We start from the raw sequence: 14,654 nt of genomic DNA, 5'->3' as shown, positions 1-14,654 counted from the left end.
TTTTGAAAAAATACTGGTAGAACGCGGATTTTCGGTATGGGGCTGGTGCCAAGCTGCGCGCGGAAGGTTAACACTAGGCAAAGTGCAGTTTACTTCTTAGAAACGCTATTGGCTCGCCTTATTATTGCGGGGTACGCTGCTCTTGGTGCGCGACGAATAACGGCGTCGCAAATGCACTTTCTCGTCATTTGTTGATTGCTTACAAGGGGCCAATGCTGTGACAGCGACTTTGATTATCTTGGGCATTGTGGTGGTTACCGCCCTAGCCTTCGACTTCACCAATGGTTTTCACGACACCGCCAATGCGATGGCAACCTCCATTGCCACCGGCGCGCTGAAGCCATTTACCGCGGTAGCGATTTCTGCCGCGCTCAACCTCGTCGGCGCATTCCTGTCCGTGAATGTCGCGGCAACGGTGGCTAAGGGCATCGTCAACCTCGATTCTTATGACCTGTCGGGCGCAGCCGCTGATTCCGATGGTCAGGCCCTTTTGATGGTGGTCTTTACCGGCCTTATCGGCGGTATTCTCTGGAACCTGTTCACTTGGTTGCTCGGACTGCCGTCCAGCTCTTCCCACGCCCTTTTCGGTGGCCTTATCGGCGCCGGTTTCGCAGCCATGGGCACTGGGGGAGTGGAGTGGACCTCCATCATGGCCAAGATCATCATTCCGGCTGTGGCCTCTCCGATTATCGCCGCCTTGGTATCTGCCTGCGCCACCTTCCTCGTGTATTGGGTAACCAACACCATTCCAAATAAGGAAAAGAACGAGCACTTCCGCCACGGCCAGATTGTGACCGCTTGCTTGGTATCGCTGGCGCACGGTGCCGGCGACGCTCAGAAGACCATGGGCGTTATCTTCCTCGCCCTCGTGGCCTCAGGCCATGCGGTTGCCGATGCCCGCATTCCCACCTGGGTCATTGTTGCCTGTGCGATTGCCATTGCGGCCGGTACGCTGTCCGGCGGCTGGCGCGTTATCCGCACCTTGGGCAAGGGGCTCGTGGAGATCGAATCCCCGCAAGGTATGGCAGCCGAGGCAACGTCTGCGGCCATCATCTTGACCTCCGCTACCGGCGGCATGGCGCTTTCTACGACTCACGTATCCACCGGTTCCATCCTTGGTACCGGTTTGGGCCGCCGCGGCGCGGAAGTTCGCTGGGGCGTGGCGATGCGCATGGTGGCTGCTTGGCTCATTACGCTGCCCTGTGCTGCTTTCGTTGGCTTCGCATCGTGGTGGCTGGCGCACGGCGTTTCCTCTGTCACGACGGTAGCTACCGGTGCCATCGTGGACTTCGTCCTGCTCCTGGCCATGACCGCGCTCATCGTTATCCGCTCCCGCATGAACCCGGTCGATGCCTCCAACGTCAATAATGACTGGGATGACAACGCTGAGTCCGTGGATTCCTCCTTGGAGCCACGCGTTGGCGCGAAAGAGTCCGTCGCAGCCGCAGGGGGTATGACCCCGGTAGCGGCCGTCGACGGGAGCACGAACCCCACCTCATCTACTCCGAACGAGGAGCGCTAGAACATGACTGCTGCAGAAATCTTCGAATCTATTCTTCGCGTCGCTGGATTGGCCCTCGTCTTCGGCGCCGGCATTCCCTTGCTCTTCGCCCTGGGCATGCGTTCCATGACGGGCGATCCCATTCGGGATGATAACGGCGTGGTGGTAGGAGATACTCCCGCGAGCCGGCAAATGAAGGTGCTGGGTTGGACCGTTTATGCCGTACTAGGTGCCATCATTGTGGTGGCAATCGCGTGGATTGCGCGCGATACCCTGAACCATTACTTCGGCTTCGCCCCGTTCGGCGACCTTTAAGAGTCACCCGCGGGCCGAGGGAACGAGCCCGTGACCATGTAATACGCCTCACAGCCACTTAAAGTTAACAAAAGGTTAACTTTAAGTGGCTTAGGGGTTGCTTAGTGGGTAAGTACCAAGTATATTCAACCCTATCAACAGTGCAACATTGAGAGGTGAGAGAGATGAACACGATGCGGACCTTCTTTGGCGGCATTAGCGATATGTTCAAGGACTCCACCACGGGTACGGGTTTGGATACGGTGTCGCAGACGCCGGTTTCTGCCCGCGTAGCGGAAAATCTCGTTGACGCGGGGCTGACCCCCGCGACGACCAAGGACGTCGCTGAGTCCTTCGCATTCGTTGCCGGCCACGCGCCAGATGAGTTGGAAATGCTCGATGTCGAGGCATTCTTGCTCGAATTCGGCTGGCTGCAATAAAAGCCGCACTAGATAACCCCGCCAGGCACCATCCTCGGTGTCGGCGGGGTTATCTGCGTTATAGGGCTGGGCATCGGCAAGCGCTAGCGCGGCGGCAGGATGGCCTCCGGGGTTTCGGGCAGGAGCTGGCCGCCATCAATAATGAGCGTTTGGCCGGTGATATATCCGGCCTCGGTGGAGGCGAGGAAGGCCGCGGCATTGCCAATATCGCGGGGGCTGCCAAGCCGGTGCAGCGGGATGGAGCGCGTCATTTCATCGAGGTAGTCCTGGCCCTGCGCTTCGAGGCCTTCGGTGAGGATATTTCCGGGCAAAACGCCATTGATGGTGATGCCATCGCGGGCGATTTCTAGGGCAGCGGAGCGGATAAAGCCCTGTTGGGCCGCCTTGGAGGCGCCGTAATGTGCCCAACCGGGAAAGCCGGTGTGCGAGCCGGTAATGGAGGTGGTGATAACGATGCGCCCGTAGCCGCGCTCCTTCATATACGGCAGGGCTTCTTGCACGACCTTGAACGTGCCGTGGGTGTTGATTTCAAACATTGTCTCCCACTGTTTATCGGTCATCTCTTCCAGCGGGCAGTTGGGAAAGACCCCGGCATTGGAACAGACGATGTCGATCGCCCCGTGTGCGGCGTGGACCTTGGCAAACATTTCTTTGATGGAGGCCCTATCGGTGACATCGACGGGGTAGGCGGTGGCACCGAGCTCTGCGGCGGTGGCTTCGGCCTTGTCGGTATCAATATCGGCGATGATGACGTTGGCGCCGGCTTCGCGCAGGGAGGCAACGATGCCCTTGCCGATGCCCGCAGCCCCGCCCGTGACAATCGCGGTACGGTTAGTGAGGTCAAACATGAAATGGCTCCTTCGGCGGTGGTGGAGGAAGTAGAGGATCCAATCTCAAGTTTAGTGGTGTGGGCGGATAAAGATCTGCGAATTTCGCCACGCGGAGGGAATGAATAGGAGCCGTGTCGGGTTGATTTACTAAGGTAGATTTTTGAACAACCAACCGCGGGGACGGAAGTGAGCGAGCCTTCCTACCCACCTTTAAAAGCGGTAAAAAAGAGCGAGTGTGAAAGTACTGAATGGCACGTATGCAAGAAAGCGCTGATCTCCTGAAGTGTTCCTTCTGCGGAAAGAGCCAAAAGCAGGTGAAAAAGCTCATTGCCGGTGGCGGGGTCTACATCTGCGATGAGTGCATCGAGCTCTGCAATGAGATTATTGAAGAAGAGCTCGGCCACGAGCAGGCCGAGGAGTCTTCCGAGGCGGAGGTGCGCCTGCCCAAGCCTTCGCAGATTTCTTCCTTTTTGGATAAGTACGTCATTGGCCAGGACAAGGCCAAGCGCGTGCTGTCGGTAGCGGTGTATAACCACTACAAGCGCATTAAGGCCGAAGAATCCGCCGCGTTGGATGCGCGCCGGAAGAAGGCCGAGGGCGAAGAGGTAGAGATCTCTAAGTCCAATATTTTGATGCTGGGGCCTACCGGTTCCGGTAAGACCTACCTGGCGCAGACCTTGGCGCGCCTGCTGGATGTGCCTTTCGCCATCGCGGATGCCACCAGCTTGACCGAGGCCGGTTATGTGGGCGAAGACGTAGAAAATATCCTCTTGAAGCTGCTGCAGGCAGCGGACTTTGACGTGGAGCGTGCCCAGCGCGGCATCATCTACGTCGACGAGGTGGATAAGATTTCCCGCAAGTCTGAAAACCCCTCCATTACCCGCGATGTCTCCGGCGAGGGCGTGCAGCAGGCGCTGCTGAAGATCCTGGAGGGAACCGTGGCCGCCATCCCGCCACAGGGCGGGCGCAAGCACCCGAACCAGGAATTTATCCAGCTAGATACCTCCAATATCCTCTTCATTGTCGCTGGCGCGTTTGCGGGCCTCGACCAGGTGATCGCGGATCGCGTGGGCAAGAAGGGCGTTGGCTTTGGCGCGAAGCTGGGCACCGAAGACGAGCGGGAAAAGGTGGACCTATTCTCCCAGGTGCGCCCGGAAGACCTCGTGAAGTTCGGCTTGATCCCAGAATTTATCGGCCGCCTGCCCGTGGTGGCGACGGTGGATAACTTGGACCGCGAGGCCCTGGTCAAGGTGCTTACTGAGCCCAAGAACTCGCTACTCAAGCAGTACAGCCGCCTATTTGAGATGGATGACTGCGAGCTGCACATGGAGGACGGGGCGCTGGATGCTATCGCTGAGCTCGCCCTCGAGCGCAAAACCGGCGCGCGCGGCCTGCGCGCGATCCTGGAAGAGCTGCTCGTTCCAGTGATGTTTGAGCTGCCAGACAGAGAAGATATTTCCGCCGTGCACATCACCGCAGACTGCGTCACCCAGGGCGCAGAGCCCGAATTCACCTACAAGGATGAGGCGAAGGAATCGGCTTAGTGAGAAGGGGGCACCGGCAAGCAGCCGGTGCCCCTACTTTTATGCCTCGCCGTAGATATCTTGCGGGGAGGCTTCATCGCCCTCGTCGGCATCAGAAGGCACCAAATAAGACTCGTGGCCGGAATCGGGGATATTGGCGGTGAGGAATGCCAGCACGGCATCGACGGTAAGCCGGTGCATGCCGTCGGTATTTGCCTGGCTGGACATATCCACGCCCAACAGGTTGTCCATCATCGCCCGGTTGGTCACGCGGTACGAGGTGAGCGAGGCGATGATGGTGAAAATATCGTTGGTGGAAATGCCCGGGCGGAAGGCGCCGGCGTCCTGGCCCAGCATGAGCAGGCGATCGAGGTGAAGGGCGACGCCGCTAAAATCCGCCACGGGATTGGTGGAAGAGCCCACGATGGACTGGGCGGTTTCCCAGGTCATCATGCGGATGGCCTCGGGGTGGTTGACGTACTGCCAGAAGATCCAGTCCACCAGCTTGCGCACGCCCTCGACTGGGACCGCGGAATCGAGTTCCAGGTCTTCTTCGTCAGGGCGGAGGCGCTCGGCGGCGGTGCTTAGAGCGCTTAAATACAGGCCCTGCTTATCGCCAAAGTGGTAGTGAATCATGCGCTTGGACATGCCGGATTCCGCGGCGATGGTATCCAGCTTGGTTTCAGAAAAACCCCACGCGGAAAACTGGGAAATGGCGATATCCACCACGGCATCGGTGCTGATGGAATCCGCAGCGTGAGTGTCGGAGTCCTCCGCCTGCTCCGCAGCGTGCAGCGGTTCGGTGTGCTCAGTGCTCATAGCATGTGTCCTATCTCTGCTTCGCGGCGCCGATGTGGCGATGGTGGGTAGTGTCTCGGGAACTGCACGGCCGGCCTCATGCTGGTTTGATGCGGCAGTGGTTGGCCACCGTGCAGCCGCCCACAGGCAGTGAATGCATCCCTGCAAGCGCGCTCCCCAGTGGGGTCTGTGCCGCTTCCATCATGCCCGATTAGCCCCACCCCGCGGGAGGTATGTGCCCATTGGGGGCGTTAATTTGGAGGTAAACGGGGGTAATATCCGGAAATTTGGCGGCGTTTTCCCTCCGAAAGAGGGGGATTTATTTCACAACACGCTACCTCCGTATAGCGCTAAGCTCGGGGGTAGATACATCCCGTGGAGGGTGGCGTGCATGAGGGACGCTTACAACTCCACGACATATGAGGAGGAATGAGCATGACCCAGCCAGTAAAAGTAACCGTTACCGGCGCCGCCGGAAATATCGCCTACTCCCTGCTGTGGCGGATTGCCGCAGGCGACGTATTTGGCAAGGACACCCCGGTAGACCTTGCCCTCTTGGAAATCCCCGCGGTAGTAGAAAAGGCCGAGGGCGTGGCCATGGAGCTGCGCGATTCCGCCCTGCCGCTGGTGAATTCGATTGCGGTGACAGATGACCTCAAGGTCGCCTTCGAGGATGCCTCCGCCGCATTCCTCGTCGGCTCCCGCCCGCGCAGCAAGGGCATGGAGCGCGCGGATCTGCTCGAGGCCAACGGCGCCATCTTTACTGAGCAGGGCAAGGCCATCAATGACTACGCGGCGCGCGATGTTCGCGTGCTGGTGGTGGGCAATCCCGCCAATACTAACGCGCTGATTGCCGCGCATAGCGCGCCGGATTTGGATAACTCCCAGTTCAACGCGCTCATGCGCCTGGACCATAACCGCACCTTGGGCCAGCTGGCGGCCAAGACAGGCAAGGCCACCAAGGACTTTTCCAAGATTGCGGTCTGGGGCAACCACTCCGCCACCCAGTTCCCGGATATCGCTTTCTCCAACGCGGAGGTAGATGAGCAGTGGTACCGCGAGGAGATGATCCCCAAGGTGGCCAAGCGCGGCGCGGAGATCATCGAGGTGCGCGGCAGCTCGTCCGCGGCGTCGGCTGCATCTGCGGCCGTGGACCACATGCACGATTGGGTCCACGGCACCGAGGATTGGCGCACCGCCGCCGTGCCTTCGGATGGCTCCTACGGTGTCGATGAGGGCCTCATCTGCGGCTTTCCCACCATCTGCCGCGACGGCAAGTGGGAAATCGTCCAAGGCCTGGAGCTCAGCGATTTCCAGAAGGAGCGCATCGAGGCCTCCGTGCAGGAGCTGCGTGAGGAGCGCGAGGCCGTAGCCCACCTGCTGAAAGGTTAAGCCTCCAGCACCAAGTTATCGATGAGCCGCACCGGCCCCACATGCGCTGCTACCAGCGCCAAGGCGGGCCGGTGTTGTGCATCTACGGGCTCGAGCGTGGCCGGGTCCACCACGGTGAGGTAATCCACCGTCACGCCGGGGGAGGAAGCGAGCTGGGCCTCAGCTTCTTCACGTGAGGCGCCATCCTGCAGCGCGAAGAGTGCCTGGGATAAGGCGACCGCCTGCTCACGCTCGGCGGCACTGAGGCGCGCATTGCGGCTGGACTCGGCCACGCCGTCCGTTGCGCGCACGATGGGCACGCTGATGATGTCCAGCGGCAGGTCGAGGTCCGCCACCAGGCGGCGGATGATCGCTACTTGCTGCGCATCCTTTTGCCCAAAATAAGCGCGGTCTGGTGTGACAAGGTGAAACAGCTTGCTCACCACGGTGGCCACGCCGTCAAAGTGGCCGGGGCGCGAGGCACCTTCCAAGACCGAGCCCATCTCACCCGTGCGCACCCACACCCGCGGGGTGCCACCCGGGTACATTTCCTCCACGCTGGGGGCGAAGACCGCATCGACTCCCAACGAGTCCAGCAGTGCGGCATCCGCGTCGAGGGTGCGCGGGTAGGCGCGGTAGTCTTCGCAGTCGCCCAGGTCCGTGAACTGGAGGGGATTGACAAAGACCGAGCACACCACGGTGTCGTTGTCTTCGCGGGCGCGGCGAATGAGGGAAGCGTGGCCGTCGTGAAGCGCGCCCATCGTGGGCACCAAACCCACGGAACCGGACGCTGCCGCGCGGAAGGCACGGAGTTCGGATTTAGTTGTGAGGATCTGCATGGCTTAAGACCTTAGTCCTCGAAAGACTCCTCGGCGTTGGGGAAGGAACGTTCACCCACATCTGCGACATAGTCCTTCGCTCCTTCCAGCAGCGCGCCGCGCAGATTCGCGTAGCGGCGCACAAAACGCGGCGCCTTGGGACCTCCCAGGCCGAAGGCATCGGTCCACACCAGAATCTGACCGTCGGTCTGCGCGCCGGCGCCGATGCCGATGGTGGGGATGGGCAGCTCCTTGGTCACCTGCTCAGCAAGGGCTGCCGGGACCATCTCCAGCACCACGGCGAAGGCGCCGGCCTCGGCGAGGGCGCGGGCGTCGTCGTGAAGCTTCTCCGCACCGGCACCCCGGCCTTGGACCACGAAGCCGCCCAAGGCGTGGACCTGCTGGGGTGTAAAGCCAATGTGGGCGCAGACCGGGATGCCGGCGGCGACAAGCGCGGCAACAATGGGAGCGCGCTCCGCACCGCCCTCCAGCTTCACGGCCTGCGCGCCGGTTTCCTTCATGACGCGCACCGCGGTCTCCAGCGCCTGGGAGGGGCCGTCCTCATAGGAGCCGAAGGGAAGGTCCACCACCACGAAGGCGCGGGAGGTCGAAGCAACCACCGCGCGGGCCAGCGGGATCATCTCATCGAGGGTGAGCGAGAGCGTGGTTTCGCGGCCCAGCACCACGTTGGCCAGGGAATCGCCGACGAGCAGGAGATCGACCCCGGCTTCATCGAAGATTTCGGCGGTCAAGCAGTCGTAGCTCGTCAGGCACGCGAAGGCCTGAGAGTTGTCTTTGGCTTGGGTGAAGTAACGGGTGCGGAGGCGGGCGCGGTGGCCAGGGTTGTGAGACATGCCCTTACTCTAGACAGGCCGGTGGTGCCAGTTGACGCACAGGGTAGAGTTGGCCAGGTGACTGATCAGAATAAAGAGCAACTCGTTGGCACCAACCGCGCGGACCAGCTTCCCAAGTCCTGGGAGCCGCAGGCAGTAGAAAAAGACCTCTACGAAGGCTGGGTAAGCGCCGGTTACTTCACCCCGGATGCATCCTCGGAGGCGGAGCCCTATTCCATCGTGCTGCCGCCGCCGAACGTCACCGGCCAGCTGCACATGGGCCACGCCTTGGACCACACTCTGATCGACTCCATCATTCGCCGCAAGCGCATGCAGGGCTATGCCACCCTGTGGCTGCCGGGCGCTGACCACGCAGGCATCGCCACCCAGACCAAGGTGGAGGCCCGTCTGCGTGAGCAGGAGGGAAAGAAGCGCTGGGATTATGAGCGCGAGGAATTCATCGACAAGGTCTGGGAATGGAAGGAGCAATACGGCGGCACCATCCAGAACCAGATGCGCGCCATCGGTGACTCCGTGGACTGGACCCGCGAGCGCTTTACCCTGGATGAGGGCCTGTCGCGCGCGGTGCAGACCATTTTTAAGAACCTCTACGATGAGGGCATGATTTACCGGGCCAACCGCCTGGTCAATTGGTCGCCGGTGTTGGAGACCGCCGTTTCTGATATCGAGGTCGTCTACAAGGACGTCGAGGGCGAGCTGGTCTCCATCCGTTATGGCTCGCTCAATGACGATGAGCCGCACCTCATTGTTGCCACCACGCGTGTGGAAACCATGCTTGGCGATGTCGCCATTGCCGTCCACCCCGACGATGAGCGCTACGCCCACCTCGTGGGCCAAGAATTGGATCACCCCTTCCGCGATGACCTGAAGCTGAAGATCATCGCCGATGATTACGTGGACATGGATTTTGGTACCGGTGCGGTAAAGATCACCCCGGCCCACGATCCAAATGACTACGCCATGGGCACCCGCCATAACTTGGATATGCCGACGGTGATGGATACCACCGGCCACATCGCGCATACCGGCACCCGGTTTGATGGCATGACGCGCGAAGATGCGCGCGTGGAAATTAGGGAGGCGCTGCGGGAGCAGGGGCGCATCCTCAAAGAAATCCGCCCCTATGTTCACTCCGTGGGCCACTCGGAGCGCTCCGGCGAGCCCATCGAGCCGCGCCTATCGCTGCAGTGGTTCGTCGATGTCGCGCAGATGGCGAAGGCTTCCGGTGACGCCGTGCGTGAGGGCGATACCGTCTTGCACCCGCAGTCGCTGGAACCGCGCTATTTCGAGTGGGTCGATGACATGCACGATTGGTGCATTTCCCGCCAGCTGTGGTGGGGCCACCGCATCCCCATTTGGTACGGCCCGGAGCGCACGAACGAGTCCGGCGAGGTCGAACGCGACATCGTGTGCGTCGGCCCCGATGAGGAGCCGCCGGCAGGATACGAGCAGGATCCGGATGTCCTCGATACCTGGTTCTCTTCGGCGCTGTGGCCATTTTCCACCCTGGGCTGGCCCGATAAGACCCCGGATCTGGAGAAGTTCTATCCCACTAACGTGCTGGTCACGGCCTATGACATCTTGTTCTTCTGGGTCGCACGCATGATGATGTTTGGTACCTTCGCCGGCACCAAGACCCCAGAGCTTTTGGGTCAGGGCACCGATGGCCGCCCGCAGATTCCTTTCAAGGACCTCTACTTGCACGGACTTGTGCGCGATGAGCAGGGCCGCAAGATGTCCAAGTCCCTGGGCAATGGCATTGACCCGATGGACTGGGTGCGCGATTACGGCGCCGATGCGCTGCGCTTTACCCTGGCCCGCGGCGCCAACCCGGGCGTGGATTTGCCGCTGGGCTCTGACGCCGCTGCGGCATCGCGCAATTTCGCTACCAAGCTCTTTAATGCCACCAAGTTCGCGCTGATGAACGGCGCCGGCGTGGCACCGCTGCCAAAACGCACGGAGCTTTCCGATGCCGACCGCTGGATCCTCGACCGCGCCGAAGAGGTGCGCACTCAGGTCGATGCCTACTTGGACGATTATCAATTTGCCAAGGCCAACGAGCTGCTTTACCACTTCACCTGGGATGAGCTCTGTGACTGGTACCTGGAGATTGCCAAGACGCAGATCCCGCGTGATGGCGAAACGGTAGAAGGCCGCAATACCCAGATCGTTTTGGGCCGCGTCATCGACGTGGTGCTGCGCCTATTGCACCCCACCATGCCGTATGTGACCGAGGTGCTGTGGAAGGCATTGACCGGCGGGGAATCCATCGTCATCGCCCCATGGCCCACAGTAGCCGATACCAACGGCGGCGCCACCAAGGACGCGGTGGCCGCCCGCCGCATTGACGATGCCGATAAGCTCATCACCGAGCTGCGCCGCTTCCGCTCCGATCAGGGCGTCAAGCCATCGCAGAAGGTACCGGGCCGCCTCGACTTCGCCGCGGCAGACCTGCAGGGCCAAGAGGAATTGGTCCGCAACCTGGCCAATACCACCGCGCCGGACGAGGACTTTAACCCCTCGGCCTCCATTGAGGTGCGTCTGTCCCAGGCCACCGTGGAGGTCACGCTGGATACCCACGGTGCGGTCGACGTTGAAGCCGAGCGCAAGCGCCTGGAAAAGGATCTGGCCAAGGCCAATAAGGAACTGGAACAGACAGGCAAAAAGCTGGGCAATGAGAACTTCCTGGCCAAGGCGCCGGAAGACGTGGTCAATAAGATTCGGGCGCGCCAAGACATCGCGCGCGAGGAAGTCGAGCGCATTACCAGCCGTTTGGAGGGCCTTAAGTAGTGTCAGATCAGCGCTTCAATCACGACGCCAACGGCAATGGCGAGGCCGCCGGGGGAGAGGACGATTTTGAGATCGTCGACGCCCTCAAGGAGGGTACCGATGGCACCCCGGTGGAGATCACGGAATCGGGCCTGACCCTGAACCTGGGCATGGGCGAGGACGAAGAATATAATGACGCCGCGCCCCAAGAGGTATCCCCGGAGGAGCTGCAGGCGCTCGGTGAGGTGGAAGACGAGCTCAACCAGCGCTGGCCGGAGACCAAGATCGAGCCCACCCTGGAGCGCATCGAGATGCTCATGGATTTGCTCGGCCACCCCGAGCAATCCTTTGATGTCATCCACATCGCGGGCACCAACGGCAAGTCTTCTACCGCGCGCATGGTCGATTCGCTGCTGCGTTCCTTCCACCGCCGCGTGGGCCTGGTCACCAGCCCGCACCTGCAGCGGGTCACCGAGCGCATCGGCATCGATGGCCGGCCCATCCACCCGCGCGACTACGTGCGCCTGTGGCACGAAATCAAGCCGTATGTGGAGATGGTGGATGCGCGTTCCGATGTCCCCATGTCCAAGTTCGAGGTCCTGGTGGGCCTGTCCTATGCAGCGTTTGCCGATGCCCCCGTTGACGTCGCCGTCGTCGAGGTTGGCCTCGGCGGGCTGTGGGATGCCACGAACGTGGTCAATGCAGACGTCTCCGTAATCACCCCGGTGGGTCTTGACCACACGGATTACCTGGGCAGCGATATTCGGGAGATTGCGGGGGAGAAGGCGGGCATCATCAAGCGCCGCGCCGATGCCGAAGACCCGCTGACCCCGAACGAAAACATCGCCATTATTGCCGAGCAAGTCCCCGAGGCCATGCAGGTCATTCTGCAGCGCGCGGTGGATATGGATGCGGGCGTGGCGCGCTCCGGCGCAGAGTTCGCGGCCCTAGAATCCCGCATCGCGGTCGGTGGCCAGCAGGTCAATATCCAGGGCCTCGGCGGCATGTATGAGGATATTTTCTTGCCGCTGCACGGCGAGCACCAGGCCAAGAACGCGGCCGTTGCCCTTGCGGCGGTGGAAGCCTTCTTCGGTGCCGCTTCCGGGCATCCTCTGGATATTGCCTCTGTGCGCAATGGTTTTGCCAAGACGATTTCGCCCGGCCGCCTTGAGCGCGTGCGCACCTCGCCCACGACGTTTATCGATGCCGCCCATAACCCCCACGGCGCCAAGGCGCTCGGCGCGGCGCTCGACCGCGATTTCGACTTCGCGCGGCTTATCGGCGTAGTCTCCATCTTTGCCGATAAGGACGCCCAGGGAATCCTCGCCGCGCTGGAGCCGTATTTGAGCGAGGTAGTCATTTCCCAGAATTCCTCGCCGCGCGCGCTCGATGCCTATGAACTAGCGGAAACGGCCCGCGATATTTATGGCGAAGAGCGCGTCTATGTGGCCGATGATCTGCCCGGTGCCTACGCGCAAGCCGTGGAGCTGGCCGAGGAATCCGAGGTGCAATCCGGCTCCGGTATTGTCATTACCGGTTCGGTGGTCACCGCAGGTGAAGCCCGCGCGATGTTTGGAAAGGAGCCCGCATGACCAGCCCTGATCCCCGGTCCCGCCCGTCTCGTCCGCCTCGTCCGCCGCGCCGCGGCGATGAAGTCGCGGATAATGAAATCGGCCCATTGGGCTTGGGGCAGGACCCCGTCAAGGATCCGCTCAAGAGCTTTAATGGCATGGTCATCGCCAGCTCGCTCATCATGGAGTCGATCACGCTCGTTTTAGCCCTGCCTCTGTTGTACAAGCTGTATGACGGCACGCTGTGGACGCCGTTTAACTACGGTGTGGTCGTAGGTGCCCTGATATTCCACCTGGGCATGATCGCGTTTATGAATAAGAAGTGGGCGCTGACCGTCATCGTCTGGGCGCAGCTATTGGGGCTTATCCTGGGGTTTATGGCGCACTGGTCCATCGCCGCGATCTTCATCATCTTCGGCATGGAGTGGCTGCTCGCGGCGTATTTGCGCAGTAACTTAATCGCCCGCATGAAGCGCGGTTACTTAACTACCCAGCACCTCAACCAGAAGTAGGGGCCATGCGCACCGTCTATCTCGTCCTCGCGGCCCTGGCTTGCATTGCCGCGGTAGCTGCCCGCGCGGCCACGGGTGCGCCGTGGCTGCCGCTAGTAGCGCTTATCATTGCCGCCGTATTTTTGGCCCTGGCCCTGCGCGCTAATTTTCAGCGGGCAGAAGAAGCCACCATTGATGATTTGGATAAAGAGCAGCGCGCAGAGATTAAACGTTTGCTGGGCAACGGCCAGTTCGGCACGGCCGTCAACCAAGTGCGCCTGTGGTTTCGGGGTACCTCCCACGAGGGCGCGACGGAGATAGTCCAGCAGCTTACTTAATGCTTATTAAATGCCGACCACTACGCTGCCCCCACTTATAGCCCTCGGTCGTGGACGAGTTGTGGGTATTCGGTACAGTATGGGGCATGACTGAACGTACATTGATCCTCATTAAGCCGGACGGCGTAAAGAATGGCCACGTGGGCGAGATCATCGCCCGCATCGAGCGCAAGGGCCTCAAGCTGGCCGAGCTGGACCTGCGCGTGGCTGACCGCGAGACCGCAGAAAAGCACTACGAAGAGCACAAGGACAAGCCATTCTTCGGCGAGCTGGTGGACTTCATCACCTCCGCACCGCTGATTGCCGGCGTTGTTGAAGGCGAGCGCGCCATCGAGGCATGGCGCCAGCTGGCCGGTGGCACCGACCCCGTTTCCAAGGCCGCACCGGGTTCCATCCGCGGTGACTTCGCACTCAGCGTGGGCGAGAACATCGTGCACGGCTCCGACTCCCCAGAGTCCGCAGAGCGCGAGATCGGAATTTGGTTCCCGAATCTCTAAGTACTGAAGCTACCTAGATTTCAAGGAAGCCCGAGCGTTAAGCTCGGGCCTTTTCCTTTATAAAGGGATTTATTAAGGGTCTAAAAACGTTGATTGGCTCACAGAATTGCGGGCATATTAGCTCAAAGTTTTATAGTTAGTGGCTCTTTAATCGAAGGAGAGTAACTTGCACAGTGCGGTGAAAGCTTGTTTTTGCACTTCATGGGTGACGGTGCGGCCAGTTTGCCGTTTGGCTAAGAGGCCAGCATCCCGCAATTTTGCAAGATGGTGAGACACCGTCGGCTGGCTGAGACCGGATAATGTGGTCAGTTCGGAAACGCTCATCGGGCCGCAGCCTTCATCGCACAAGATGGATAAAAGACGAAGTCGGGCGGGATCTGCAAGTACCTTGAATTGCTGGGCAAGATGCACGGAATCGGCCTGGTCTATGGGGCCGTTGCTGAGTGAACAACATTCGTTGATGTGGGGATTTTTGGTCGTGCCGTGCGAAGAAACCATGCCTTTAGTATATGGGCGTTTGCCTCATCTATTCATATTGACGAGCATCGATATGAACGGT

At 60.7% G+C, this 14,654-nt stretch carries 15 protein-coding genes; 10 read left to right on the top strand and 5 right to left on the bottom strand.

The features are described from left to right. Window positions 1-217: 217 nt before the first annotated feature. From ACP8IT_RS09275 to ACP8IT_RS09265, 3 genes are all read left to right on the top strand, one after another. On the top strand, window positions 218-1,522 hold the full coding sequence (locus ACP8IT_RS09275) for an inorganic phosphate transporter (protein ID WP_005277901.1): 1,305 nt from the start codon (window positions 218-220) through the stop codon (window positions 1,520-1,522). Window positions 1,523-1,525: 3 nt separating this feature from the next. Then, a complete protein-coding gene (locus ACP8IT_RS09270) occupies window positions 1,526-1,816 on the top strand; it encodes a hypothetical protein (protein ID WP_005277904.1) in 291 nt (96 codons plus the stop codon). Window positions 1,817-1,980: 164 nt separating this feature from the next. Further along, window positions 1,981-2,235 carry a hypothetical protein gene (locus ACP8IT_RS09265; RefSeq protein WP_005277906.1) on the top strand — a complete coding sequence of 85 codons (255 nt, stop codon included), beginning with the start codon at window positions 1,981-1,983 and terminating at the stop codon, window positions 2,233-2,235. 83 nt (window positions 2,236-2,318) lie between these two features. Here the strand turns inward: ACP8IT_RS09265 and fabG are convergent, their stop codons facing one another. Further along, entirely contained in the window at window positions 2,319-3,083 is a 765-nt protein-coding gene (gene fabG / locus ACP8IT_RS09260) for a 3-oxoacyl-ACP reductase FabG (RefSeq protein WP_284629140.1), read from the bottom strand. Window positions 3,084-3,313: 230 nt separating this feature from the next. Between fabG and clpX the strand changes: the two genes are divergently transcribed. Further along, window positions 3,314-4,609: an ATP-dependent Clp protease ATP-binding subunit ClpX gene (clpX, locus tag ACP8IT_RS09255; RefSeq protein ID WP_023017073.1), complete on the top strand. Its 1,296-nt coding sequence runs from the start codon at window positions 3,314-3,316 to the stop codon at window positions 4,607-4,609. A gap of 39 nt (window positions 4,610-4,648) precedes the next feature. On the opposite strand, the gene ACP8IT_RS09250 is transcribed toward clpX, so the two are convergent. Beyond that, a complete protein-coding gene (locus ACP8IT_RS09250; RefSeq protein ID WP_005277915.1) occupies window positions 4,649-5,407 on the bottom strand; it encodes a TetR/AcrR family transcriptional regulator in 759 nt (252 codons plus the stop codon). 408 nt (window positions 5,408-5,815) lie between these two features. Here ACP8IT_RS09250 and ACP8IT_RS09245 point away from each other — a divergent pair, with 408 nt between their 5' ends. Continuing rightward, window positions 5,816-6,778, top strand: a complete 963-nt coding sequence (locus ACP8IT_RS09245; protein WP_005277917.1) for a malate dehydrogenase — start codon at window positions 5,816-5,818, stop codon at window positions 6,776-6,778. On the opposite strand, the gene panC is transcribed toward ACP8IT_RS09245, so the two are convergent. Both panC and panB read right to left on the bottom strand, forming a co-directional pair. Continuing rightward, a complete protein-coding gene (gene panC / locus ACP8IT_RS09240; RefSeq protein WP_005284412.1) occupies window positions 6,775-7,596 on the bottom strand; it encodes a pantoate--beta-alanine ligase in 822 nt (273 codons plus the stop codon). The two genes, ACP8IT_RS09245 and panC, sit on opposite strands and share 4 nt — an antisense overlap. A gap of 11 nt (window positions 7,597-7,607) precedes the next feature. Further along, the gene (gene panB / locus ACP8IT_RS09235; protein WP_005277923.1) at window positions 7,608-8,429 is read right to left on the bottom strand and encodes a 3-methyl-2-oxobutanoate hydroxymethyltransferase; all 822 of its coding nucleotides are present in this window, start codon (window positions 8,427-8,429) and stop codon (window positions 7,608-7,610) included. A gap of 57 nt (window positions 8,430-8,486) precedes the next feature. Here panB and ACP8IT_RS09230 point away from each other — a divergent pair, with 57 nt between their 5' ends. The 5 genes from ACP8IT_RS09230 (at window position 8,487) to ndk (ending at window position 14,095) form a co-directional block, all read left to right on the top strand. After that, window positions 8,487-11,219 carry a valine--tRNA ligase gene (locus tag ACP8IT_RS09230; protein ID WP_035108406.1) on the top strand — a complete coding sequence of 911 codons (2,733 nt, stop codon included), beginning with the start codon at window positions 8,487-8,489 and terminating at the stop codon, window positions 11,217-11,219. Continuing rightward, window positions 11,219-12,790 carry a bifunctional tetrahydrofolate synthase/dihydrofolate synthase gene (gene folC / locus ACP8IT_RS09225; RefSeq protein WP_005277926.1) on the top strand — a complete coding sequence of 524 codons (1,572 nt, stop codon included), beginning with the start codon at window positions 11,219-11,221 and terminating at the stop codon, window positions 12,788-12,790. Before ACP8IT_RS09230 ends, folC begins: the two co-directional genes overlap by 1 nt. Then, the gene (locus tag ACP8IT_RS09220) at window positions 12,787-13,281 is read left to right on the top strand and encodes a DUF4233 domain-containing protein (RefSeq protein ID WP_005284398.1); all 495 of its coding nucleotides are present in this window, start codon (window positions 12,787-12,789) and stop codon (window positions 13,279-13,281) included. Before folC ends, ACP8IT_RS09220 begins: the two co-directional genes overlap by 4 nt. Before the next feature lie 5 nt (window positions 13,282-13,286). After that, window positions 13,287-13,598 (top strand): hypothetical protein, encoded by a 312-nt coding sequence (locus tag ACP8IT_RS09215; protein WP_005277932.1) that lies wholly within the window; start codon window positions 13,287-13,289, stop codon window positions 13,596-13,598. An 86-nt stretch (window positions 13,599-13,684) separates the two neighbouring features. Continuing rightward, window positions 13,685-14,095: a nucleoside-diphosphate kinase gene (gene ndk / locus ACP8IT_RS09210; RefSeq protein WP_005277934.1), complete on the top strand. Its 411-nt coding sequence runs from the start codon at window positions 13,685-13,687 to the stop codon at window positions 14,093-14,095. A 147-nt stretch (window positions 14,096-14,242) separates the two neighbouring features. Here the strand turns inward: ndk and ACP8IT_RS09205 are convergent, their stop codons facing one another. After that, window positions 14,243-14,593 carry an ArsR/SmtB family transcription factor gene (locus tag ACP8IT_RS09205; protein ID WP_023017078.1) on the bottom strand — a complete coding sequence of 117 codons (351 nt, stop codon included), beginning with the start codon at window positions 14,591-14,593 and terminating at the stop codon, window positions 14,243-14,245. Between the last annotated feature and the right edge of the window lie 61 nt (window positions 14,594-14,654).

Source organism: Corynebacterium sp. LaCa_23, assembly GCF_058182375.1.
The sequence above is the reverse complement of the archived record's forward strand: the minus strand, read 5'-3'. Positions and strand labels throughout refer to the sequence as shown.